The organism is Paenibacillus sp. FSL R7-0313 (assembly GCF_037969885.1).
In the GTDB taxonomy this organism is placed as follows: domain Bacteria; phylum Bacillota; class Bacilli; order Paenibacillales; family Paenibacillaceae; genus Paenibacillus.
The window spans coordinates 933,485-957,972 of the sequence record NZ_CP150219.1 but is presented as its reverse complement, the minus strand read 5'-3'; the positions used below and the strand labels follow the sequence as shown (position 1 = coordinate 957,972).

The 24,488-nt window shown below is 46.2% G+C and carries 18 protein-coding genes and 1 other RNA gene; 18 read left to right on the top strand and 1 reads right to left on the bottom strand.

What is annotated here, in order from left to right:
• The first annotated feature begins 44 nt into the window (after positions 1 to 44).
• The 17 genes from smpB to NSQ38_RS04125 all read left to right on the top strand — a co-directional run bounded on the left by smpB (position 45) and on the right by NSQ38_RS04125 (position 19,762).
• Positions 45 to 527, top strand: coding sequence for an SsrA-binding protein SmpB (gene smpB / locus NSQ38_RS04205; protein ID WP_036674736.1), 483 nt, complete (start codon positions 45 to 47; stop codon positions 525 to 527).
• A 568-nt stretch (positions 528 to 1,095) separates the two neighbouring features.
• Positions 1,096 to 1,460: a transfer-messenger RNA gene (ssrA, locus tag NSQ38_RS04200) on the top strand.
• Between the two features lie 805 nt (positions 1,461 to 2,265).
• Positions 2,266 to 2,568: an RNHCP domain-containing protein gene (locus tag NSQ38_RS04195; protein WP_339787368.1), complete on the top strand. Its 303-nt coding sequence runs from the start codon at positions 2,266 to 2,268 to the stop codon at positions 2,566 to 2,568.
• Positions 2,569 to 2,984: 416 nt separating this feature from the next.
• Positions 2,985 to 3,182, top strand: a complete 198-nt coding sequence (locus tag NSQ38_RS04190; RefSeq protein WP_339787365.1) for a hypothetical protein — start codon at positions 2,985 to 2,987, stop codon at positions 3,180 to 3,182.
• Entirely contained in the window at positions 3,175 to 3,747 is a 573-nt protein-coding gene (locus NSQ38_RS04185; RefSeq protein WP_339787362.1) for a zeta toxin family protein, read from the top strand. The genes NSQ38_RS04190 and NSQ38_RS04185 overlap by 8 nt, the downstream gene beginning before the upstream one ends.
• A gap of 545 nt (positions 3,748 to 4,292) precedes the next feature.
• Positions 4,293 to 5,219, top strand: coding sequence for a metal-dependent hydrolase (locus tag NSQ38_RS04180; protein WP_339787359.1), 927 nt, complete (start codon positions 4,293 to 4,295; stop codon positions 5,217 to 5,219).
• Between the two features lie 223 nt (positions 5,220 to 5,442).
• Complete coding sequence (locus NSQ38_RS04175; protein WP_339787356.1) at positions 5,443 to 6,057, top strand: uracil-DNA glycosylase; 615 nt, start codon at positions 5,443 to 5,445, stop codon at positions 6,055 to 6,057.
• Between the two features lie 128 nt (positions 6,058 to 6,185).
• Positions 6,186 to 6,527 (top strand): hypothetical protein, encoded by a 342-nt coding sequence (locus NSQ38_RS04170; RefSeq protein ID WP_339787353.1) that lies wholly within the window; start codon positions 6,186 to 6,188, stop codon positions 6,525 to 6,527.
• A gap of 639 nt (positions 6,528 to 7,166) precedes the next feature.
• On the top strand, positions 7,167 to 9,197 hold the full coding sequence (locus NSQ38_RS04165; protein WP_339787350.1) for a sensor histidine kinase: 2,031 nt from the start codon (positions 7,167 to 7,169) through the stop codon (positions 9,195 to 9,197).
• Positions 9,188 to 10,954 carry a response regulator gene (locus tag NSQ38_RS04160; protein ID WP_339787347.1) on the top strand — a complete coding sequence of 589 codons (1,767 nt, stop codon included), beginning with the start codon at positions 9,188 to 9,190 and terminating at the stop codon, positions 10,952 to 10,954. The genes NSQ38_RS04165 and NSQ38_RS04160 overlap by 10 nt, the downstream gene beginning before the upstream one ends.
• Before the next feature lie 185 nt (positions 10,955 to 11,139).
• Positions 11,140 to 12,453, top strand: coding sequence for an extracellular solute-binding protein (locus tag NSQ38_RS04155; protein WP_339787344.1), 1,314 nt, complete (start codon positions 11,140 to 11,142; stop codon positions 12,451 to 12,453).
• A 214-nt stretch (positions 12,454 to 12,667) separates the two neighbouring features.
• Complete coding sequence (locus NSQ38_RS04150) at positions 12,668 to 13,537, top strand: sugar ABC transporter permease (protein WP_339787341.1); 870 nt, start codon at positions 12,668 to 12,670, stop codon at positions 13,535 to 13,537.
• A gap of 15 nt (positions 13,538 to 13,552) precedes the next feature.
• Positions 13,553 to 14,428: a carbohydrate ABC transporter permease gene (locus NSQ38_RS04145; RefSeq protein ID WP_339787338.1), complete on the top strand. Its 876-nt coding sequence runs from the start codon at positions 13,553 to 13,555 to the stop codon at positions 14,426 to 14,428.
• 187 nt (positions 14,429 to 14,615) lie between these two features.
• Positions 14,616 to 15,257, top strand: a complete 642-nt coding sequence (locus NSQ38_RS04140; protein WP_339787335.1) for a polysaccharide deacetylase family protein — start codon at positions 14,616 to 14,618, stop codon at positions 15,255 to 15,257.
• Between the two features lie 145 nt (positions 15,258 to 15,402).
• Positions 15,403 to 16,656, top strand: a complete 1,254-nt coding sequence (locus NSQ38_RS04135) for a mechanosensitive ion channel domain-containing protein (RefSeq protein ID WP_339787330.1) — start codon at positions 15,403 to 15,405, stop codon at positions 16,654 to 16,656.
• A gap of 193 nt (positions 16,657 to 16,849) precedes the next feature.
• Entirely contained in the window at positions 16,850 to 18,769 is a 1,920-nt protein-coding gene (locus NSQ38_RS04130) for an AraC family transcriptional regulator (protein WP_339787325.1), read from the top strand.
• A gap of 141 nt (positions 18,770 to 18,910) precedes the next feature.
• Positions 18,911 to 19,762 carry an aldo/keto reductase gene (locus NSQ38_RS04125; RefSeq protein ID WP_339787322.1) on the top strand — a complete coding sequence of 284 codons (852 nt, stop codon included), beginning with the start codon at positions 18,911 to 18,913 and terminating at the stop codon, positions 19,760 to 19,762.
• A gap of 234 nt (positions 19,763 to 19,996) precedes the next feature.
• On the opposite strand, the gene NSQ38_RS04120 is transcribed toward NSQ38_RS04125, so the two are convergent.
• A complete protein-coding gene (locus NSQ38_RS04120; RefSeq protein WP_339787319.1) occupies positions 19,997 to 23,167 on the bottom strand; it encodes an alpha-mannosidase in 3,171 nt (1,056 codons plus the stop codon).
• Between the two features lie 198 nt (positions 23,168 to 23,365).
• Here NSQ38_RS04120 and NSQ38_RS04115 point away from each other — a divergent pair, with 198 nt between their 5' ends.
• Positions 23,366 to 24,289, top strand: a complete 924-nt coding sequence (locus tag NSQ38_RS04115) for an AraC family transcriptional regulator (protein ID WP_339787316.1) — start codon at positions 23,366 to 23,368, stop codon at positions 24,287 to 24,289.
• The last annotated feature ends 199 nt before the right edge of the window (positions 24,290 to 24,488 follow it).

Sequence of the window (24,488 nt, the reverse complement as noted above, 5' to 3'; positions counted from 1 at the left end):
ATAGAGCATGGTACCGGCTTATTTTACGGAGAAGGAGTGAGGACATGGGCAAGAATGATGGACAGAGTAAAGTGCTCGCACAGAATAAAAAGGCTTCCCATGACTACTTCATTGAAGATACGTATGAAGCGGGCATGGTGCTTACCGGAACGGAGATCAAATCTCTTCGTAACGGCCGTGCGAATATTGGTGATGCATTTGCCACGATTCGAAACGGTGAGATTCATATTCACAATATGCATATTAGTCCTTTTGAACAAGGGAACCGAAATAATCCGCTCGATCCAACACGTACGCGCAAGTTGCTGATGCATAAAGTGCAGATTCACAAGCTTCTCGGGCTGTCGAAACAGGACGGGTACAGCATTGTGCCGCTGAAAATCTATATCCGCAACGGTTACGCAAAGCTTTTGCTTGGACTGGGTAAAGGTAAGAAGCAGTATGATAAACGGGAGACTGCCGCGAAGCGGGATGCACAACGTGATATCCAACGGGTACTGCGCGAGAAGCAGAAGGTTGCGCGTTAAGTGGAGCGCTGGGTGTGAAGGCTTTACTTTAGGTGTATAAAAGATTGATGTACGAGTTAAGGAGTCTCAAGGTTTGTCCTGCAATGGGCAAGATTGGGGCTTTTTTTATTTGTATTTGGGGAAGGTGATTTGATGTGAATAGCTGAAGTGTATTGTGTGGTGACTTCCTTTGATATGTGTTGAAGGAAAGTCGGTAGGAGCATGGAGCTTGGCGCGTTGATGAATCAAAATTTTTAGCCTTTGCGTAGTTTGCCTGAAACGTGGGTAAGATACTTAGGTGCCGTTGTTCGTGATCCGATCTGGGTAAACTTTACTTCCGATGGGTGACGCGGTATAATATATAGACGATTGAGCCTGTTGTATTGGATAACCTTGTACACATGCTCAGCATGCTGGAATGTCTTCCAGCAATCTGTACTATTTCGGTGATGTGTCCTGTGTTATGATTACTCATGTAGCAGACAGGAATGCCGAGTTTGAAAGAAGCATCTTTTTACCTTGGAGGAAAAAGATGTGTAGCACCTTTGCTCCGTATTCACGGATTAATCCTGGAGCCCTTCTTCATTGAGGGGGCGTTTATGGATTCGACGGGGATAGTTCGAGCATGGGTAGCGGGTAGTGGGGACGCGTCCGCTTTATCAACGCTAAAGCCTATTAAACGGCAAACAACAAACAAACTACGCTTTCGCAGCCTAAGAAACTGTGTGCGTGCTTCTACCCTGCATCGCCCATGTGACAGGGATAGGGGCTAACTAGTAGTGGGATACGCTGTCACATCTCCGCCTGGGGTGTGCTGAAGAAGACAATCAGGCTGACCCAACGTATAGCCGGTTACGGGGCGATACTCGGGTGACATCAAAACTGTGACTACACCCGTAGAAGCTTATGTGCCGTTATCTTCGGACAGGGGTTCGACTCCCCTCGCCTCCATTAGTAGTATCAGTGACAGCCACCATTTGGTGGCTGTTTTTGCATGCTTGGATATGTGGTGGTAGGGTAAAGCGCTTTGGCTCTAGGGCTTCGGGGTTCTCTGACGTCAATTACGATATATCTCTGATGATGTACATGGCGGTACCCTCTGTAAGTATCAGTTTTGATGTCACCTTAGGTTTCCCCCGCAACTGGCTTCTACTTAGTTCAGCTTATTATTTTCTTCTGTTCACCTCAGGCATAGAGGAGATAGCGTATCACCTAGCTAGCAGAAAAAAACGATTTTTGAAGTTTCATAGTATCCTGTTAAGTATACCGCTGTGATTGTAGGAGATAAAGTAGGCTAATTAATGTTGAAACGGTCGTGGATTTGGACAAGAATGGTGCGGTTGATGTGATGGCTTATAGTCTGTTTAAATATTCACTAAGAATATATTTTGTTATAATTAAATATGGGACTAACTATTATCTCAAAGAAATGGAGTCTAATTATATGCACTTACTGGATAAAAGCCAACGTGTTCTTTTAGGGGACGAATGCCTTTGTCAGTGATTAGAGGTGAACACTTACTAGTGGAAGGTGGAGTAAGTCCGTCTTACAGTGGTTGATACAAAACTTGAAAATCAATCGTGGTCCGGATCAAAAGATGAAAGATGCTTTTGTGAAGTAGGAACTAGAAGTAATCGTTTTGCAAAACAAGACGGTGAATTTGTCACTTCCCTTTAAAAGCCTGAAACTATCTTGTGATAGGAAAACTAAACGGAACCCTTTCTTCAGATGAAATAATTCATCTTGGAGGAAGATACGTTGAGTAGAAAAACTGAAAATACAAGTTTCCGTTGTGAAAACTGTCATGCATATGTTGAACCATTAACAAACGGAAGCTTTAGAAATCATTGTCCAATTTGCTTATTTTCTAAGCACCTAGACAATAGACCAGGCGATCGTTTAAGTAGTTGTAAAGGATTAATGAAGCCCATTCAACTCGAATATTCTAGTAAAAAAGGATATCAAATTGTACATGAATGTACATCTTGCAAAAAAATTCAGCGTAATAAAATCGCTGTTGATACGAAACAAGAAGACGATATTTTAAGCTTCATGGCATAAAATCTTCCATATTAGAGTATTAGATGATGGTTAGTCCCACCCCTTTTAGATTCAGAACTGAAAGGGGTATTTCTATTGGAAATCTTTTGACCTGGATAGTGAGACAGACAAGTGTAAGTATTAACGGTAAATCGCAACGGGGTGATACAACGACAGCTGATCCACGCAGTGAGAATTTTAACTGAGTGAAGGAGTAGTAATTTTGGATCCGTACTTGAAAGAAGCGGGTTCTAACTTTATTGAGGGAAAATATGATGGAAACCTTCATATCTACAAAGAAACCACCAATGGTCAGTGGGAGGAAGTTATACCGCAATAGTTTGCTACAGCTTCTATCCACCACTAACCAGTGTTCTGGTTGGTGGTTTTTCTGTTTATGATATAATAAAACATAAATTTAGATTGGGGGACTCAAGATGGTTGAAAATCGAGAACAGCTCCAAGAAATTTTAAAAAAAGCAAATCAACATGCACGGAAACAAGCTAAAGAATCAGGTGCCTCTATATATTATATAAAGAATAACAAACGCGTTCGTGAAGATGCTGCAGGAAATAAATTTGAAATTATATTTGATGCTACTGGGAAACGCCAGGAGTTTGAGTATCATGAGTGAAATCAGACCAGTCATGACGGTGTTTGCTGGAACCAATGGAGCAGGGAAAAGTACACTCAGTATGCAAATGAGAGAGTGGCTTGGTGAACTGGTTGATCCGGATCAAATTGCAAGAGAGTTGAAGCCAGAGAATCCGCGCAGTGCTGACCTGTCTGCTGGCAGGGAAGCTGTAAAAAGAATCCGATCACTCATTAAAAGTGGTGTAAACTTCGCTATTGAAACGACATTGTCCGGATCATTTGTTTTAAAACATATGGAAATAGCAAAAGAAAACAAGTATGAAATTGTCGTTTATTATATCGGTCTTGAAGATGTTCAAATGCATATAGATCGTGTAGCCTCTCGTGTTGAACAAGGTGGACATTGGATTGCAGAAGAAGACATTCGTTATCGATATGGCCAGTCATTGAAGAACCTTAAACCGGCTCTAGCCATCGCAGATCAGGTTATCATCATTGATAATACATACGAGCCTTTAATTGTTGCAGAAATCATACAGAGTAAATTGATCTATTGTGTTGAGTCCATACCTGCGTGGGCTAATCCTGTTCTTGTGGGTTACTGATACACGGGACACCACAACATTGACTGTACCCGTAGAAGCTTTTGTGCCGTTATCTTCGGACATGGGTTCGATACCCCCTCACCTCCATTAGAGTAAGCAAAATCCACCAACCATTGTTCTGGTTGGTGGATTTTTATTTTATGATATAATAACCTAAATTATATAAATGGAGGGAATCGAGGTATATATAGGTCGAAAAGCTTTAAGGAAGTATATCAGGTACATTTAGGTTCTGAAACGTATATAGGTATCTATAGCCTGCTTTAACTAGACCAAATTATGATAATAGAAAATAAATACGGGCCATCCATTGTTATGAGGATTTTTAATAGCTTGTTGATTCTATTTTGTGGAGCCTACGTTGATTTGTGCTCGAATTTAATATTAAGAAATTAGATTAGGTAACATCCATACAGAGACTACTCCCCGCAGATCTTTGGAAGAGGCTTGACTCTCAGGGTCTATTTTATGAAAAACTAATTTTATAGTGTGTAACATTACATAGCACAATGTTGATTCTATAACAGAGTAAAGGAGTAGTTATTTTGGATCCGTACTTATATTTGTTTTTTCATGTTCTATCACATGCTCTTCTTGGGGCGGTAATTGCATACTGCTTTTTGCCAAGGGATACATGGAAAAATCTTATGATATGTTTATGTTCGGGTGCACTGTGTGGAATAATTCCTGATATTTTTGGGGATAGAAGTGTAGCTCCGTGGTCCCATTCTGTATTATTTACACCCTTTTTAGTTTTAGGAATAGCATATTTGACAAAATTATTCTATAAAAAGACAAGTTTCAAATTAATCTGGGGATCCTCTATTTTGTCTGTCTTGTTTGGACACTTACTTTTAGACTATATGGGACATGATTTACCAGCATTCTATCCCCTTAGCGATAAGTCATATATTATGGGAGCCATTACATTGGGAGATCCATGGATATGGTTTCCGTTAATTATTGGTCTTGGATTGAGTGTTTTTTTGAGGAACAAGCCTAAATTACCTGTAATTACTTCGATACTATTCATATTGGTATATTTGGTTTTTCGAATAATATCCAAAGAAATAATCGAGCACAAAGTTCAAGTTCAACACCCAGTTCCTGAAAAGTCATATATTATAGTGGAGCCCGATAGTCATTATGAATTTCCTTTAGATCCCAGAAAGTGGTTAGAGTTCAGGTTTCGAGTCATCAGTCCTCATTTCTCTAAAGGTGGTGATGCGGGTATACTGGGAGAGAAATCAGACAAACTATTCTGGTACGATTTTTATCCAGTAGCCTTTGAGATTAATTTATCAAGAGGGAAATACGATTTTAATAGTTCACAGAATTCTAAAGTTGTCCTATCTGTTACTAAGGAATGGAAAGAAGCGGGTTCTAACTTTATTCAGGGAAAGTTTGATGGAAACATTTTTACCTACAAAGAAACCACCAATGGTCAGTGGGAAGAAGTTATACCGCAATAGTTTTCTACAGTTTCTATCCACCATCAACCAGCGGTCTGGTTGGTGGTTTTTCTGTTTATGCTATAATCTTTGTAAAATAAGCTGATGCAAGCCCGATATACTCTGTAATCTCCCAAAGGAGGCAAAAAGCATGAGCGAAACGCAGCAGCAGATCCGCGAGTTTGTTGCAGGGGTGCAAGCATATGTCTCACCAGTAAATGTGATTAATCCTTGAAGAGATTATGTGACGGGTTATGATATCGGCCCCGAAGCGGTGGAGATTCGTTCGGAACATTTGGTCAGGTATTTGGAACCGAGAATGTCCAAGGCTCGGTACATTTTTATTGCTGAAGCTGTGGGATATCAAGGGGCGAGGTTCTCCGGTGTGCCCTTGACGTCTGAGCGAATGGTTACCGGGAATCACTCGCTGTTGAATTACCAGATGATTTTTGCAGGTGAGCCGGGTGTCCGAACAAGCCTGCCCAATATCGTCAAACCTAATCGGAGTCAGGCACTATATGGATTCGCAGAGCCGACAGCATCTATTATATGGGGTGAAGTGTTATCCAGTTCAAGGTGGAAACCAACGGACTTTATATTTTGGAACATCTATCCCTTTCATCCTTATCACTCTTCTGAAAACAGGATGACGAATCGAACACCGACTTTGGCAGAGTTGGAGGATGGTTTGCCATTTGCCAGACAGCTTATGCAACTGAATCCTGATGCTCAGATCGTGGCTATTGGCAGAAAGTCAGCAGACACGTTAAGCTCCCATCTCATTAAACATCACCATGTTCCTCATCCTGCAAATGGAAGGGCAGTACAATTCCAAAAAGCAGTAAGGTCAATGATCTAGCCCATTTTGAACTGGAGGAGTGTAAGGCTGAGATATGAACTCTTATCGTCTAAGTGTCCGCACATAACGTAATGCCCTATCATATAAAGATTGGTTGGTGAAGCTGAATGAATGAAAAATACTGACTTGTGGTGCAATATCCGCTGAAGAGCGCGCAGGGCAGCAAACGAGATCATTGGTTGAAGGAAAAGGTGATGGAATATCTGGAAACCGTTCTGACCCAGGCGGAGTTGGGAGAGGTGGATGGATGTGATCTAGGTAGCCGCGTGGGTGATCCGAAGGAATATGTAATGAACATTTTCTGTGTGGTAACGGACGAGGATCGGAGTATAGCGCTTATTAAAAAAGTGCTGAGGGAGAGTCGGCTGGATTACACCCGCATCCAAATCGCTACGATGCCATATGGCACAGAAGGAAGCTACACGCTGAAATATGCCTCCAAAAAAGGCGTTACCGAATTCTCGCTTTAATCACGATTCGCTGTTTCGTACCATAACGAACTCTGTACTTGTCCTGCCCTCGGGTAGTTTGCCCCCGACACTTTCCCCAATTAAATTCATCATACGAGAAGACCATAATTGGACTTCCCAACCTTAATCACTCGATCAGCACTCTGTAAGTAGTAAGATTATGCCCGTAGATATTGTAATCTTGCTCAAAAGTATGCGCATCTCAAGCTAGACGTTTATCATCGTCTTTTGTGTGTTCAGATCCTTCGCGTCCCCCGCTTCACTCTCCATCCGGCACAAACCACAACTTATTATCTGTACCTCCAACATTTTATAAAGTAGTACTCCTTGCGGCTCCAATTACGGTGCCCTCACCCACAGCATTCACAGTAATTGTCTTCCCAAAGCCTGAATCTACTTCACTCAGTCAAGCCATCCCCAAGCGATAAAAAGAGTTGAGCCTGCCCCTTACACAGTCCTATAATATACAATTGTATAAAATCCGAGAGAGTGGTGGATATCACAACAAGGTCATCCGATCACAACCGATAAACCCATCACACATCGGAACCAAAGGAGGGTCACAGTGAATCAAAGAGCAAAAGATGCGACAACAGATGAAGAAGCAAGAGAAGTAACAGAAGGGGATGAAAAATAGAAGTGAAAGCAACAGCCCAATCAGATATTGAGAGCGATGCAGAAGCAAACGCAAATGCAAAAGCGCACACCAGCGCAATGAAGACGAATTGGACTCCCCGTTTCAAAGCGTTCATTCAACGCAAGCCCAAGACACTCGCTTTTAAAATCCCGTTTGCCTACTTTGTCATTATTCTGCTAACGGTGGCGTTCAGTGCATTGGTGTTGAATCGAATCTCGGAAAATGACGCGCAGCGAAAGATCAATGAAGCATCACTGCAGACAATTACATCCATTGAGACCAACGTTAATCTGATGATCGAGAACGTGAACAATTATTCGAAAATGATTTTCTCCGATCCCAACTTGCAGAACCTGCTGCGGCAGGGTAATGTGTACTCCAATTTACAGACACAGTCCAAGGTCAGCGCGTATTTGACCAATCTCATGCAAGCGGTTCCAATTATCGATTCAGTCTATATTTACGATAATTCGGGGCACCGATTCTCGGTTGGTACACAAGAATGGCCCACGTTTATGGAAGCAAATGTGAAGGAAGCGCCGTGGTACGAACAGGCACTGAAGCACAACGGACGATATCTGCTCAGGTTGAATAGCGGCAACAACGACAGCGGGGTCTCGGCGACGGGGGAGAATGATGGGCACGAGGTGGTCTCATTTATTCGACTCATTCGGGATTTGGATGATACGTCTCCACTTGGATTTCTGGTCATGAACATCAAGGGCATATCCATCGCTCAGGCCTATGCCAACCTGTCTGCACCGGATTCATTTCAGGTCGCCATTCTGGATGAGCATCAGCGGGTGATCGCAACCAACGCTACCGATGGAAAGAAGGCTGTGCCTGCTGTATCCGACGAACCTATATCTGCCGCTTCTGGACAGGATGGGATGTACGAGATGTTAGAGGCTAATCAGGCCAAGTTAGCACAAACATTTCAAGAGCAATCCTCCGGCTTCATCACCTTGCAATCGGCTGGTCAGGAATATGCGGTGACTTATCGTTCGGCTGGTGATGATCAGTGGAAATTTATCAGCATGAGTCCATACCGGGCTACGGATACCCGTAATAAATCCATGGTGCTGCTTGCGTTGATTCTACTGGCAGTGAACGGAACGGTCTTTTTTGTCAGTTCATTCATCATCTCGCGCAGCGTCATTAAGCCGATTCACAAGCTGCTTCGTTCCATGCAGAAAGCGCCAAGCGGCAACTTCCGCAAAGTGACGGTTGAGCTGAACAGTTACGAATTCGCACAGCTATATGGAGGTTACAACCAGATGATCGAGCAGATTGAGCAGATGTTGAAACGCATCATTCAGGAGCAGCAGACGATCCGCCGAGCAGAGCTGAATACACTTCAGGCGCAGATCAAGCCACATTTTCTATATAACACACTTGATTCCATTACCTCCCTGGCGATGTCGGGCATGAACGATAAGGTATGTGAGCTGTTAGAAGCACTCGGAAGTTACTATCGGCTGAGTGTCAGTAAAGGGCGCGAGCTGATTACACTGCACGAGGAGGTTGAGATTGTACGCAATTATCTGACGATCCAGCAGGTACGATACCCCGGTGTATTTGAGGTGCAGTACGATATCGATTCAGGCTGTGAACGGGTGATGATTCCCAAGCTTGTGCTCCAGCCGTTGGTGGAAAATTCGCTGTATCACGGTATTCGTCCCAAAGGCAGCCCAGGCACGATACGCATTCAAGCTCGTCGATCCAAGGAGGGAGTAGTTCTAACGATCACTGACGACGGAGTCGGCATGTCCGAGGAAGAAGTGAAGCAGATTCAACCCACAGAAGTGAACAGGTCTAATCGTTCTAACTCATCTAACTTTGCTAACTCATCTAATCCTTCTAATCCTACTTTTAACTCTAAACACAATCCAAGCTTTGGCTTGTGGGGAACGATGGAGCGGCTTCGCATTTTTTATGATAAAGAAGATGGACTCAAGCTGCAGAGCGAGGTTGGAAAAGGAACAACCATTATCATAACGATCCCGAAGGGAGCCGATGCATCATGGAATTGACTGTGGAACCACTAAAGGTATTGATTGTGGATGACGAGTACCTCATCCGAAATCTGCTGCGCATGCGTATCGATTGGGAGAAGCAAGGCATGGCCATCATTGGTGAGGCCTCTGATGCTGAAGAGGCTTTGGATCAGGTTGAGCTGTTGCGTCCAGACATCGTGTTCACGGATATATACATGCCAAAGATGGACGGCATTGAACTGAGCGGCATCCTCATGGAACGTTACCCGAACTTAAAAATCGTGGTTGTGACGGGGCATGATGAATTTGAATATGCTCGTCAGAGTGTGAAGCTGGGCATATCCGATTTTATTTTGAAACCCATTCGTGCTTCTGAGTTATTACAGGTTACGGCGAAGCTGCGAGTGGCAATCGAGCAGGAGATGGGGCGTGAGTACGAGCTGATGAAGCTGCGGGAGGAGATGAAGCAGAGCCTGCCTTATCTCAGGGAGAGGTTTGTAAATCAATGGTTAAGTGATGTGATGCCTGAGGATGAACTACAAGAGAAGGCGCGTTTCTTTGACATTCCTATCTCTTCATGCGAACCAGGATTGCGCATCGCAGTAATGGAGGTGGAGGTTGCTGTATCGCAAGCGAAGATAGCTGCACCAGAGGTATATCCACATCTGTCCGAACCATATCACCAAACACCCCAAACATACCAAGTACAACGAGGGCCTCAGCAACAACAACATCAACACGGTCAGCCCCAATTAAGCCAGCATCAGACAGAAGCCCATCCACAAACCGTTGAGGAAATACATATTCTGCTGCGAATGGTAGGCATGAAGCAGGTGCAGGCCTTTTATCCCCAGGATTCGCATACGATTATCGTCATGGACTCGCATAACCGGATAGTTGTGCTCTCACTTGGTGGGGATACGGAATTTGCCAATCAGGTACAGCAGCTTCAGGAAGAACTTCAACATACGCTTAAGCTCGAAGGGTGTGAAGTTGATGTGACCGTAGGGATTGGGCAATGGCAATCAGGATGGGGAAAGGCCTGTGTGGGATACCGGGAAGCTTGTCGTGCACTTGATTATCAGGCGTTTGTGGGAAAAAATCAGGTCATTTGCTTCGAGGATCTGGTCATCGAAGGCGGTAAAAAGCCCTACCACTCGGATGCTCAGCTGCTCCAACAACTGCAATTTTACGTCAGTGTTGGTGCGGGGGAAGAAGCCGTATTGTTGCTGGAGCGTATGCTGTCTGTGCCGTTTTCGGACGTTTCACAGTTTCGGATGGCAGCCATGGATGTGGTTACGGAGTGCCAGCGTGCTGCCATAGAGCAACAGATTGAGGGAGAGCACGCATTGAACAAAGAGGCGGTTGCGGCCATTTTTACAGCAGATCATCTGCCCGAACTAAAAAGCATGCTGGAGCAGCATGTCCGCACCGTATCGGATGTCATACAAGCCAAGCGACAGGCCAAGGAAGGTAATCTGATCGACCGGGTGAAGGCTTATCTTGAAGAGAACATGGGCAATGCGGAAGTAGGGCTTTCTAGCACCGCGGCTGCTTTTTACGTAAGTTCGGGCCATCTGGGGCGGCTGATGAAAAAAGAAACCGGGCAGACATTTGTGGAATATCTGACCCAACTCCGCATGAAGAAGGCTGAAATGCTGCTGAAACAGACGGATATGAAAGGATATGAGATTGGGGAGCAGGTAGGCATCCCGGACCCACACTATTTCAGCGTCTTGTTCAAAAAACATATTGGCCGATCCATGAATGAGTATCGGAATGTAAAAACCTGAAAAACGAGAATGCAAAAATGGGGAGTGTGGGGGAGTGCAGAAATGGTTTGAGCGTAAACGCACTTCCACTTCCACATATGTTCGAATATTACAAATCGATGCCTGTTTTCTAAATGGAGAACAAAGCACAGTTTGCCTAAAATATGGGCTAGAACCAACTAAAACGCATAGGGAGGTCCATAGAGATGAAAGCGCTATTAAAAAAATCAGCAAGTCTAATTCTGACTCTGGGCATTGTAAGCAGTCTGGTGGCATGTTCATCCGGTTCGTCCGGCGGAGCACAGGGGGAAAGTAACGGCAAGATCAAGCTGACGCTGTGGGATCAATCGGTCGGCAATACCGATCCTTCGGCCAAGTTACTGCCCGAGATTGTTGAGAAATGGAACAGCGAGCATCCGGACATTCAGGTTGAACGTACGGGCACGACAGGAGAACAGTACAAAACCAAAGTCAAAACATCGATTGCAGCTGGTGAAGCGCCAGACCTGTTCTATGGCATGGGTGGCGGCAGCTTCATGCAGCCGTACATCAAATCCGGCAATGTGCTGGAAATCTCAAGTTACCTGACGGACGATATCAAAGAACGAATGGGGCCGGGTATGGCGGAGGCCATCAATATGGACGGCAAAATCTACACATTGCCCGTGTATACCCATATCGCCAACCTTTACGTGAATACGGAATTGTTCGAGCAGGCGGGTGCCAAGATTCCGACCACATATAACGAACTGTTGGATGCAGTCACCAAGCTGAAAGCGGCAGGAATCACCCCGGCTGTGATTGGGGAAAAGGATCGCTGGCCGGGCATGTACTGGTACGACATTATTGCGATGCGTCAGGCAGGCAATACTGCGGTGATGGAAGCTTTTAAAGATCCGTCAAAGTGGAATTCGCCCGACTTTGTTGCCGCCGCGACCAAAATGCAGCAGCTTGCACAAGCAGGAGCGTTCAACAGCAGCATGTTCAGCATGAGCTATGACGAGATGCTCGGGGCATTTAATGCAGGCAACGGGGCGATGATGTTCCAGGCCAACTGGGTGAATGCAGGAATTGAGGACCCGTCCTCCGCAGTCAAAGGCAAAGTGAAAGTGATTCCGTTCCCGGTATTTGAGGATGGCAAAGGCACAAATACCGAAATCTTTGGCGGAGCCGTCGATGGTTTCTACATCAACCAGAATACCAAACATCCGAAGGAAGCCGTGGAATTCCTCATGTATCTGAGTGAGCAGCTTGGTACACAAGGTTTTCTGGCTGGGGCGGGTCTGCCAAGCTGGAAAACCGATGCACTCGACACATCCAGCCTGTCCTCCCTTGATCTGTCTGCGGCAGATATTATGAAAACGGCGACCTCATTCATCGCGTGGTGGGATAACATTCTGCCTGCGGAGTCTGCCGAAGCGCACAAAAATCTGATTGCCCAGCTGCTTGCCGGCGATGTAACACCGGAGGAGTTCTGCAAACAGATGGCACAGCTCAAACCAACAGAGCTAAGTCTATAGAAAACAGGTAGGCAGGTATACGTGCGTGCAAGCTTACAAGCTTAAATGCTTACAGGCCTTAGGTCCTTACACTACAAGTCTTTGCAAATTGCCTGTAAATATCTTGCGCATAGACCTTGTGAGCTTGCAATGCTACCGCTTCTAATCATGAAGATGAACCCAAACAAGGCGTGGTCCGGAATATCCCGGTCACGCCTTTGAGAGGAGAACAATAATGAACTCTGTATTTTCCAATAAAGGCACGATAGCCGTCTTTGTACTGCCGACGCTGCTTCTGTTCTGCGGCATTGTGCTTATTCCGATCTTTGTCTCCAGTTATTACAGTCTGCTGGACTGGAACGGCGTGGGCAGGGGTACATTTATCGGCCTGGACAACTATGTAGAGATGTTTAAAGACACCCGTGTGCTGAATTCGATCAAAAACTCCCTGTTATTCGCGGGTGCTTCGGTGTTCATTCAACTGCCAATTTCGCTGGTGCTCGCACTGATTCTGGCGTCCAACGTCAAGGGTGAAGGCTTCTACCGGACCGTGTATTTCATCCCGGTGTTGATCTCGACGGTGGTTATTGCCCAGTTGTGGTCAAAAATCTACAATGCCGATTATGGCCTGCTGAACGTGCTGCTGCAAAGTATTGGCTTATCCAGCCTGGCACAGGACTGGCTGGGGCAGAAGGACACCGCCTTGGTTGCATCGTTTATTCCGACCTTGTGGCAGTACGTCGGGTATCACATGCTGCTGATGTATGCAGGAGCAAAGTCCGTGTCTCAGGATGTGCTCGAAGCTGCTCGAATGGATGGTGCTTCCCGTATTCGCACGGCGTGGTCCATTATGATCCCGCTGATGAAGCCAATTCTGAAGGTAAGCCTTGTTTTTTCCGTCATCGGTGCGTTCAAGGTGTTTGACCTGATCTATGTGTTGACGGGAGGCGGACCGTTCTACACCACTGAAGTGCCGAGCACACTGATGTACGCTACCATTTTTGATACGTTCCGGTACGGATATGGCAGTGCGATCTCGGTTTTCATCATTGTGGAGTGTTTGGTGTGTACGATCCTCATTAATTCATTGTTCAAAACGGAGTAGAGGGAGGCAAAAGGCATGAGTACCGTAGAAGTCATGTCGCAAAAAAAGCCCAAGCCGAGGTCCATCTCCGGACCGATCGGGAAAGTGTTTCTGCAAGCGTTTCTGATCCTGGTTGCGATTGTGCAGATCTACCCGCTCATCTGGCTGGCGCTGTTTTCCCTGAAGGATAACAGTGAGATTTTCAGCGGTGATGTAGCCGGGTTGCCCAAAGCGTTCCTATGGAGCAACTACACCAAAGCAATGTCCGACGGCCATGTGCTGACCTATTTTATGAATAGTGTGCTGGTTACTGCGGCGTCCATTGTCTTGGTACTGATCCTGTCCTCCATGACGGGTTACGCAATCACGAGAATGAACTGGAAGCTCAGCGGGTTCACGATGACACTCATTTTGCTGGGCATGATGGTGCCGATTCATGCGGCGCTGCTGCCATTGTTTATTATTTTGAAGAATCTGAGCCTGCTCAACAGTTACTGGTCACTGATCATTCCCTATGTGGCATTTGGCATTCCGATGGCGGTATTCATTCTGGGCAGCTTTTTCAAAGGTATCCCGAGAGAGATGGAGGAGTCGGCAGTTATCGACGGCTGCGGCATATACCGGACGTTTTTCTCCATTATCCTGCCGCTTGTGCGTCCGGCCATATCAACTGTAGCGATCTTCACATTTCTGTCTTGCTGGAACGAGCTGATGTTTGCAGTTACGTTTATCAATAACACGGCTTACCAGACATTGACGGTGGGCATGATGTCGATGGTGGGAACGTACATTACGCAATGGGGCATCATTGGTGCGGGACTGATGATTACGACGGTGCCAACGGTAGTCATCTATCTGCTGTTGAACAAACAGGTGCAGAAGAGCATGATCGCAGGTGCGATCAAAGGTTAGCTGGAGGCTGGACTGGAGGGCGTGGCGGTAGAAGGGATTGCTGCTTGCTCGCTGTGCTCTCTTTCTGGTAGATATCGGCTTGATTCGGGATTTCGCAAGGTGTGATCTCTGGACTGGACCGCGGCGTATGGACATGGAATAATAAGGGGGATATAGCCAGTCAGTTGCAGAGAGGGGTCATTATAGTATGGTCAATATTGCGATGGTAGAGCAGGAGTCTGTTCGGGAAAAGGTTGTTGCGTTCACGTTTGATGATGGGCCACATCCGGTGTACACACCTCAAGTGCTTGAGATATTCCGGCGTGCCGGTGGGCAGGCGACGTTTTTCATGATTGGCCAAGAGATGGAGAACCACCCGGAGATTGCGGCGGAGGTGCATCGTGAAGGGCATGAGATCGCCAACCATACGTACACGCATCCGGACCTGACCAAGCTGACACTGGAGGAAGCCGGGGAGGAGCTGCAACGCGCAGAACGTCTTGTTCAAAAAGTTACGGGGCAACCTGCCCGCTGCTTCCGACCGCCGTATTTTGGCGTAAACGATGATATACTGTCTCTGGCAGCGGAGCGTGGATATCGCACGATTGGTGCGGTCAACGGTGATGCGAGGGATTGGGACAATCCTGGCGTTGAGCACATTCTGGAGCATAGCCGGTCTGCGGTGAAACCTGGCAGCGTGCTCATATTCCATGACGGGTACGGGAATCGTTCCCAGACGGTGGAGGCGGTTCGTGTGCTGGTGGAGGAACTGGTTGGGGAAGGGTACCGTTTGGTAACGGTGAGTGAGTTGTTAGACATTTCTCGTGAGTATGATGAAAAGACGACATAATGAAGTGGACCCATCATTCTTTGAATGACAGGGTCCTTTTTTAAATATAATGCATAGGAAGAACGGAGCGGAAGCACAAACTTTGCTTGCCCTCTCAAACTACTTTATAATAATAGGCTAAACTAGATTATGTCAGGAGGAAACAATGGACTTTATCAGAAATCAACTAGAAGAACTCGGCATGAGTGGACCCTCCATTGGTTATCTTTCAAACATCATTATGATTATTTTTATAGCAGTGATCTCGATATTGGCAAATGTGATTGCCAAGCGAGTGGTACTGAAGACGGTTCATCGTATCGTAAGTAACAACCGTTTCAAGTGGGGCCATATTGTGGTTCAAAAAAATTTATTTCAGAAGCTGTCGCATCTTGTGCCAGCCATTATAATCTATTATTCTGCTTATATTTTCCCGCCCTATCAGGCTTTGATTGAAAAATCAGCAATGACCTATATGATTGTTATCATGATTACGGTTCTGAATGCTCTGCTGAATGTCTTCGATGATATCTATCGTACCTATGAGGTGTCGAAGATTCGCCCAATCAAGAGTTATATTCAGGTAGCCAAGATTGTCCTGTTCATTATCGGGGGCATTATCGTCATCTCCAGCCTGATCGGACAAAACCCGCTCATTATCCTCAGTGGACTTGGGGCGTTATCGGCGGTATTAATGCTCGTATTCAAAGACTCGATTCTGGGCCTCGTGGCCGGTGTACAGCTATCGTCGAACGATATGGTACGCGTTGGTGACTGGATCGAGATGCCAAAGTATAATGCGGACGGTGACGTCATCGACATTACATTGAACACGGTAAAGGTTATGAATTTTGATAAAACCATTACGATGATTCCAAGCTACGCCCTCATTTCGGATTCGTTCCGTAACTGGAGAGGCATGCAGGTGTCCGGTGGCAGAAGGATTAAGCGGAGTATCTATATTGATATCAGCAGTATCCGTTTTTGTACGGAAGAGATGGTGGCTGAATTTGAGAAAATCCACTACCTGACTGATTATGTCACAGCAAAATTGAAAGAAATTCAAGCGTATAATATGGAGCACCAGGTGAATACCGAAAGCAACGTGAACGGCAGACAGCTCACAAACGTCGGTGTGTTCCGGGAATATATCCATCAATATCTGAGAAATCATCCGAAAATCAATAAGGATATGACGATGATTGTGAGACAACTAGCACCGGAAGATCGCGGACTGCCTCTTGAAATCTATGCATTCAGCAATGATATCAACTGGGGTGTGTATGAGAATGTGCAAGCGGATATCTTTGACCATATCTTCGCGGTAGCGCCAACATTTGGACTGCGGGCCTTTCAGAATCCAACCGGACATGACATTGTGCAACTGAAAGAGGATAAGCAATATGCGCGAGAGTATTAGGATTTTATTTCAAAAATGGATGCGATAAAATTATTTCATAGTTATCTATTACGATAGATATGACATCATAACAGCTTTGCCTTTTTTCAATATGCCGTTTCAATTCATAAGCCGTTAACCCATCTGGGTTGAGGGCTTTTTGTCTGTGATATAATAGGCATATTTTAAGAACGAAGAAGTAGGGGGAACGCGTATGGATTGGGAAGCCCATATCGATCGGTGGAGTCGAACGGCCGTTAGATTGCTAGATATTCGGTATTATCGTGCGGAGCATGGAACGGTTCCTGATCACTATGTAGCGCATACCAGCTTTTTCTTAATTACTACTCATGGAGAGGCTAGGGTAAGTATATCAGGAAAAGTCTACCAGAACCGTTCACCCTACATACTACATGGGGGAGCAGATGCTGAGCTGAGTATTATACCGCTGGATCAGGACTTTGCCTGCTATCTGATTTTATATACAGCGGAGTGTGCATCGCCGGAAGATCAGAAGAGCTTCCAAGTGACGTATGGGTTCGCCCCGTATGCAATACTCCCTGTTCAGGAAAAGTGTGAAGCCATGAACCGTCTGTGGCAAGAGCCAACCTCGATAGACAAGCTACAGGCGCAATCGGTCTTTCTTCCATTGGTGTACGAGATCATGCGGCAACAGATCCAGACATCGGCCAAAAAGGAAGGCAGCAGATCCAACATCGTCACTGAGGCAATCCACTACATTCACAATCACTATAGTGAGCCGATTACAGCCGAGGAACTAGCCAAGAGATACCATTGCAGCGCCAGCTATTTATCCCGTTTGTTCAAAAACCAGATTGGACTAGGACCCATTGAATATCTCATTCATGTGCGTGTTCACAGATCAAAGCAATACCTTCTAAGATCCGAGGCCCGTATCCAGGAGATTGCGAGCAACGTAGGTTATGCAGATGTGTATTATTTCAGTCGCTTGTTCAAAAAGCATACCGGCTTATCGCCACTTCAGTTTCGTGCGGAACATCGGCAAAAGATTCAGGTTCAGTATAATCCATTGCGCGGGTTAGAATCGTCTATTGTAACCCCTAAATCCTTTTCTCATAATGAGAATGAGACTTATTATCAACGGATTAGGGAAGGGGACACATCCATGTTTAGATTTTCACGACCGGCCTTTGGGGCGATGATGTTACTATGTACATCCTTGCTTCTAAGTGCATGCCAGACAAGCAGTACTTCAGGAGCAGCGGCTTCCCAGCCAGCTTCATCAGATACGACTACTGCTGTAACTACAGACAGCGCAGCTACGGAAACGCGGATGTATAAACATCTGAAAGGCGAAACCGAGATTCCTGTGAATCCACAGCGAGTCGTCAGCTTTTATCACTTGGGTGAGTTAATGGCGCTTGGGGTGAAGCCGGTTGGCACAACGACATTTATTTTAGATAATCCACTTATAAGTGATACTTCCGGTATTGCAGATGTGGGTGTTCCGCCAGATGCCGAGAAAATTCTGTCACTGGAGCCAGATCTGATTGTTACAACGGCAGCATTTGTGGAGGCTGTGGAAGGCGGGTATGATGCACTAAGTCAGATTGCTCCAACCATTGTTGTCGAGCAGTACAACGACCCGATTAAAGATGTGGAGATGTTTGGTGATATTCTTGGGAAGCAAGAAGAAGCGCGGTTATGGAACGAGCAATTCAAGGCCAAAATCGCGGAGTATAAAGAAAAAATTAGCCCTTATGTAGGTGCCGATGAGACGTTCTCCATATTAAACGTACGTCCAGATGCTCTTTTTGTATACGGGGATACCAATATGGGAGGCAATATCATCTACAAATATCTCGGGTTGAAGCCAACCGCCAAGGTAGAGACAGACGTGATCAAAGGTGAGACGTGGGAAATTTCTTCTGAGGTGATTCCTGACTTTATTGGTGACCGGTTATTCCTTGCTGTCAATGACGGGGCGGAGGATAAACTCAAGGATGTACAGAAACTGATTGAGCAATCGCCAGCAGGGAAAGCGAATAAGGTCTACAATATTGATTTCGACGAGTTTCTGCTCAGTGACCCCATTTCGGTAGAGCAACAGCTGGACATCATTGTTGATATACTGGTCGGAAACAACGAATAGAACGTCCAATACCTTGTAGTCTCTCTTATGCCAAATTGATTCAAGCCCACTGGGAGGGGTAGAATAACGAGAGGACGATCAATTTCTAACAGTCTAATCTCGGAACGATAATCTAACCTTTTGGCAAAGGAGAGTTCTCACATGAATCATATTCCGGAATATACATTGAACGATGGCTTGAAAGTACCTGCAATTGGATTTGGTACCTATAGTTTAAAAGGTGAAGAAGGCGTTAAATCGATTGCGTCCGCAATGGATGCGGGTTATCGATTAATTGATACGGCGTATAACTATGAGAATGAGGCAACCGTGGGCAGAGCAATCAAGCAAAGCTCCATCGCCAGAGAAGAACTGCTCATTTCCTCGAAGCTGCCGGGTCGTTATCACGCTCATGATAAAGCACTTGTGGCGATCCAGGAATCCCTGTACAGAGCCGATCTGGATTATTACGACCTGTATCTGATTCACTGGCCCAATCCGAAGAAGGACATGTATGTCGAGGCATGGCAAGCGCTGATCGAAGCCAAAAAACGTGGATATATCCGATCCATTGGAGTCAGCAACTTCCTGCCTGAGCACAATGAACGCCTGATTAAGGAAACGGGGATAGCGCCGAGTCTGAATCAGATTGAGCTGCATCCATTCTTCGACCAATCCGATCAGCGGGAACAGGATACGAAGCATGGCATCGTGAACGAATCCTGGAGTCCGATTGGACGTGGCAATGATGCCGTACAGGATATTCTGAAGGATGAGAACATTCTTCGGATTGCGGAAACGCATGGCAAAACGCCAACTCAGATCATTCTGCGCTGGCATGTTCAGCTAGGTTCCATTCCCATTCCGAAAGCTGGCTCCTTGCAGCATCAGCAGGAAAATATCGATATATTCGATTTTGAGTTGAGCACAGAAGAGATGCAGGTCATCTCTGCATTTAATCGTCCTGATGGACGGTTATGGGATCAAGATCCAAGCGAGTATGAAGAATTTTAAAGAATGACGTATCCGATGGCTAAGTTGGTTGCTCTATAATCTACCATCGGTGATCAGAAACCCCTGTGAATAAACATGGTAAAGCCTTCTGGCTCTACCGATGATATTCCGGGGGTGTTTTTGTATATCTAGGGATGGCAGTCTGGTAAAAAGAAAAAGAGTGCCCTTGTCAGCCATGACAAGAAGCACCCATAATATGAACGGCTATGCTACATATTCACCGAAAAATGCCGGCTACACGCTCGGAATCCGGAAGGTCAGAATCTCATACGGTTTGATATCAAAAGAAATCCGACCATTTTCCACGGTGCATTCCACTTCGTTGTTCTCAAGCAAATCACACGCGTACGCCGTTGTACCTGCTCCCTCAGGCAATTGCAGGGAAGCACGGCTGCGGCGGCCGTGTGCTTCATAGAGACGGATGATCATATCATCGTTGTTCTCGGCTTTTTTGATAACCTCCAGCACGACATTATCCTGATCGACCGATGCGAGTGACCATGTTCCCGGCAACGTACCGGTTTGCGATGCAATCTCACGAGCAACCAGCGGACGGTTGAGATCATAAGCAGCTTGTATGACACGTCCTTCACGGAAGTCGCCCTGATGCGGATAGAGCGCGTAGGTGAATACGTGCTGCTCTTTGTCGGCATTTTCATTCGGGTACGTTGCGCTCTTGATCAGTGACAGTCGCATCACCGAGTTATGAATATCATATCCGTATTTGCAGTCGTTCAGCAGAGCAGCACCGTACCCGTTCTCCGCCAGATCGGCCCACTTCTGTCCGCATACTTCAAACCGGGCTTGATCCCAGCTCGTATTACGGTGGGTAGCGCGCTCAACGTTGCCGTACTGGATTTCGTAGACCGCTTTCTCACTCCAGATATCGAGCGGGAAGGCGGCTTTCAGCAGCAAATGTTCCTGTTTCCAATCCACAAACGTACGGAAATCAATCCGGCGTGTATGTGCGTAGAAGATGATCGTTTGCTCAATGACCGAGTCCAGGAACTGTCGCTTCACTTGAAGCACGGAACGTACCGGCCCGCTTTCAACCCAATCCAGCGACAGCAGGTCGTTAATCTCCCACATATGCTGTTCATAATAATCGTCAATGTTCCATGCCTCGTATTCCGCAGGTCGATCCTCGAACACTTGCAGCACGTTACCGCGCTTGCCAGACTGAAGAAGCTCACGGCCCTCCAGCTTGTCCCAAACGGATGTGAATTCGGCACTTTCATTCAGTTGAATATCATACCAAGGTGTATGGATGTGGCGCTGATCTGCTTCCCACTGTACAACCGATACCCCCGCGACAAGCTCGTCTGTCAGATCCGGTGTAATTCGGAAGGATTTATACCCGGATGCAGGCACGTTCTCTGCAAGGAACACAAGTCCGCCTTCGGGAGTTCGCTGGCTTGGTACAGGGTGATCTCCATCGTAGACGGTTACTTTTCTTGCAAAAGCAGGCAGTTCAACCACATCCGTGCGTACAAATCCGGTGGTGTTAAATACCACAATGGCTTCGCCATCAGATGTAATTCGGCTGGCAATGCCGTTCAGTGCGCTGTCTTTCAGCTCATCTGTGACACGCAGAACTTCTTCATATTGCTCCTGGGAATCCACATATACCTGCTCAATGGAGCTGCCCGGGAGAATATCATGGAACTGGTTCAGCATCGTCAGCTTCCATGCATGCTCCAGTGCATTGGTTGGATAGGTCGCCTGTGCATTTGCCTGACGATGAATCATGGCATAAAGCTCGGCATCGGCCAGCGCAAATTCGCTATGACGGTTGTACCGTTTGTTGCGTGCCATGGACGTGTAGGTACCCCGGTGATACTCCAGATACAGCTCTCCCGACCAGCGGGGAACGGAAGGAACATCCGCCAGATTTTGCTCCAGCTTCTCAAAAAACTCGCGTACAAAGGTACGTTTCACCGCGGGTACACCCGGCAATCCAACATCAAGTCGTCTGCCATGCTCCAGCATCTCCTCGGTTGGTCCGCCGCCGCCATCCCCGAATCCGAAACATTGCAGGACATCTGCATTGATGTTTTTGTTCTGGTATCGCTGCCACGTGCCTTTTACTTGCGAAGCATTAAACCGTCCATTATAAGTCGTTTCGAATCGGCGCTGCCTGAAATCGGGATGTTTGTCATAGTCTGTTGCTGTGATGAAATGGGTCAGGACCTCTGATCCGTCGATTCCTTTCCAATACATCGTGTCGTTTGGAATCTGGTTTGTATCATTCCAGGCAATTTTGGTTGTCATAAAATAATCAATACCGCTCTTGCGCATAATCTGCGGCATCGCTGCACTATAACCAAATACATCCGGCAGCCAGAGAACACGGTTCTCCACACCGAATTCTTCCTTGAAGAAACGTTTGCCGTAGATAATCTGACGGATCATGGATTCACCCGAAATCAGGTTACAATCGGCCTCCAGCCACATCGAACCTTCCGCTTCCCAGCGGCCTTCGGCCACCTTTTCCTTGATTTTCTCATATAGGGACGGGTAGTCTGCTTTCAGGTATGCATACAGCTGGGGCTGAGAGGACATGAAGGTATACTCCGGGAACTTGTCCATCAAGTAGAGTACACTCGCGAAGCTGCGAATGACCTTCTCACGAGTCTGATCCAACGTCCACAGCCATGCCACATCGATATGCGTGTGTCCGATACAGTGCACGGTAGGGATGTGATCACCAGCAGGGCGGATATCACCATAGACATGATCTTGCAGATATCGGCGCGCTTCCAGTACCGAAGTATGGAATTCTGCGCTGTTCTCCTGACGCAAATCCAGCAGATTCACGGCTTTATTCAGATGTTCGATCAACTTCAGCCGCTCCAGATCATCCTCACGCAGCAGATCTGCAGCATCCAGCGCAGCCTTGAGATCGTAATATAAATCGGAGACTTGCTGATGATGCTCGGCAATATATACATTCAGAAAAACATCCGCGGCAGAAGTACTGCAATACGCATATAATGCCAGTTCGAATTCATCACCTTTTGCCGCAGCGGATGTCAGGTCGATCTCCGTATGATTCACATCCAGACCGCAGATCAATTCCCCATTGAGGAATGCCAGAAATTGCGGATTATCGTAATTCCAGATGTCATCAGCACCAGTGACGATGGCACACACGACCTTTTTTCCCTCCAGATGATCCGGAATCTGAATGCGGGTTTTGAAGCAGCTGTGTACGTCTTTGCCACCCCAGCCATCACCCTTACGGAATACGTTCCAGGAGGAAGGGTCCTCATGCACCAGTTCCCAGGAGTGGTAACCACTTTCTTTATGATAAAGCTCAGGGATATATGTCTTTGAGGTTAGTCGTGCACGTTCCAAGTGTTTAACAATGGTATGGATTCGAGTATACAAGGAATTCATTTTCATGTTGGTTTCCCACCTTGGTTTGTAGTAAGTACAGGCTGTAGTCGTTGTTGGAGCGAGATTATTGCAAGCGCTAACATATCAACTTTATCATAACAAAAGAGAAATGGGCGAAACTACGTATTGTATGCTGAAAATAACGTATTTTTATTGCATTTCATGCTAAAATAAACTCATTAGAACCAGGATGGAGGCATGTTCATGACACAATCGGTTTTGGCATACGAGCAGGGATATGCGGTCCATGTGAACCAGCCTGGAGATTCGCTTTTTTATCATCTGGATTATGACGAGCGTTCTCATGATCTAAATATGGAGTTTCAGCATTTCCATGATTTCTATGAAATCTGTATTCTTCTGGATCGAACAGCTGCGCACATCATTGAAGGCAGTTTATATGATATCCAGCCTCTGGATATCGTTCTGCTGCGACCTTCTTTGCTGCATAAAACGCAATATCCGAAGGGTGCCCCGCCGAAACGATTGATGATCACCTTTGCCATGCCACGTAATACACCTGGTCTTGAGAACGATTACAATGAGCTGTTTTCGATTTTTGATGAACCCATTCCGATATTCCGATTTACAGAAGAAAGACGCAAGGAAGTCCTCGCGCCGATCAATGATATTTTTGCTATATCGCAGCATCCTTCTGCACTTCAATCGGTTATGATTCATAGCAAGTTCATGGAGTTTCTCTGTGCCCTTCATCGTTATTCGGCAGAGAACGGGTATGTGCGTGAAGAGACAGGATCATCGATGTCCCGACGTATGTATGCCATTGCATCCTATATTCATAGTCATTATCAGCAGGATTTATCTCTGGATGAGGTATCCAAGCGCTTTTATGTAAGTGCCCATCACTTGTCTCGCCAATTCAATAAGGTTACCGGCTTCACCTTCACGGAGTATGTGCAGATGACGCGTATTCGGAATGCCCAGCAATTGCTGCTGAATTCGAGTGAGAAAATCACAGATATTGCTGCACAGTGTGGGTTCACAAGCTTTTCCCAGTTCAACCGCATCTTCAACAAACAGAACGGAATGTCACCAAGTGCATATCGCCGAAGCAGACATTCGCAGAGCGAGCGTGAAGTGATATCCTTGGGTAGGCCTGAGCGCTGACTGAAGACAGAGATGATCGGGAAATGTCCATGGAGATGTGCTGCATGAATGGCGATAGCCACAAATATATGAATATATAGAAAAGGGCAAACCCTCCAAGTTACAAAGGGATTGCCTTTTTCCTTCTATTATATAGATTACGTCTACCTAGTGATGGTGGCACAACCAGAACTACTCTTGTGCCCCGTATACCGGCTAC

Bases quoted from the DNA above. Each gene is read 5' to 3' on its own strand.
- smpB (WP_036674736.1), top strand. From the start codon at position 45: ATGGGCAAGAATGATGGACAGAGTAAAGTGCTCGCACAGAATAAAAAG.
- NSQ38_RS04190 (WP_339787365.1), top strand. From the start codon at position 2,985: ATGGTTGAAAATCGAGAACAGCTCCAAGAAATTTTAAAAAAAGCAAAT.
- NSQ38_RS04185 (WP_339787362.1), top strand. From the start codon at position 3,175: ATGAGTGAAATCAGACCAGTCATGACGGTGTTTGCTGGAACCAATGGA.
- NSQ38_RS04160 (WP_339787347.1), top strand. From the start codon at position 9,188: ATGGAATTGACTGTGGAACCACTAAAGGTATTGATTGTGGATGACGAG.
- NSQ38_RS04155 (WP_339787344.1), top strand. From the start codon at position 11,140: ATGAAAGCGCTATTAAAAAAATCAGCAAGTCTAATTCTGACTCTGGGC.
- NSQ38_RS04150 (WP_339787341.1), top strand. From the start codon at position 12,668: ATGAACTCTGTATTTTCCAATAAAGGCACGATAGCCGTCTTTGTACTG.
- NSQ38_RS04145 (WP_339787338.1), top strand. From the start codon at position 13,553: ATGAGTACCGTAGAAGTCATGTCGCAAAAAAAGCCCAAGCCGAGGTCC.
- NSQ38_RS04140 (WP_339787335.1), top strand. From the start codon at position 14,616: ATGGTCAATATTGCGATGGTAGAGCAGGAGTCTGTTCGGGAAAAGGTT.
- NSQ38_RS04135 (WP_339787330.1), top strand. From the start codon at position 15,403: ATGGACTTTATCAGAAATCAACTAGAAGAACTCGGCATGAGTGGACCC.
- NSQ38_RS04130 (WP_339787325.1), top strand. From the start codon at position 16,850: ATGGATTGGGAAGCCCATATCGATCGGTGGAGTCGAACGGCCGTTAGA.
- NSQ38_RS04125 (WP_339787322.1), top strand. From the start codon at position 18,911: ATGAATCATATTCCGGAATATACATTGAACGATGGCTTGAAAGTACCT.
- NSQ38_RS04120 (WP_339787319.1), bottom strand. From the start codon at position 23,167: ATGAAAATGAATTCCTTGTATACTCGAATCCATACCATTGTTAAACAC.
- NSQ38_RS04115 (WP_339787316.1), top strand. From the start codon at position 23,366: ATGACACAATCGGTTTTGGCATACGAGCAGGGATATGCGGTCCATGTG.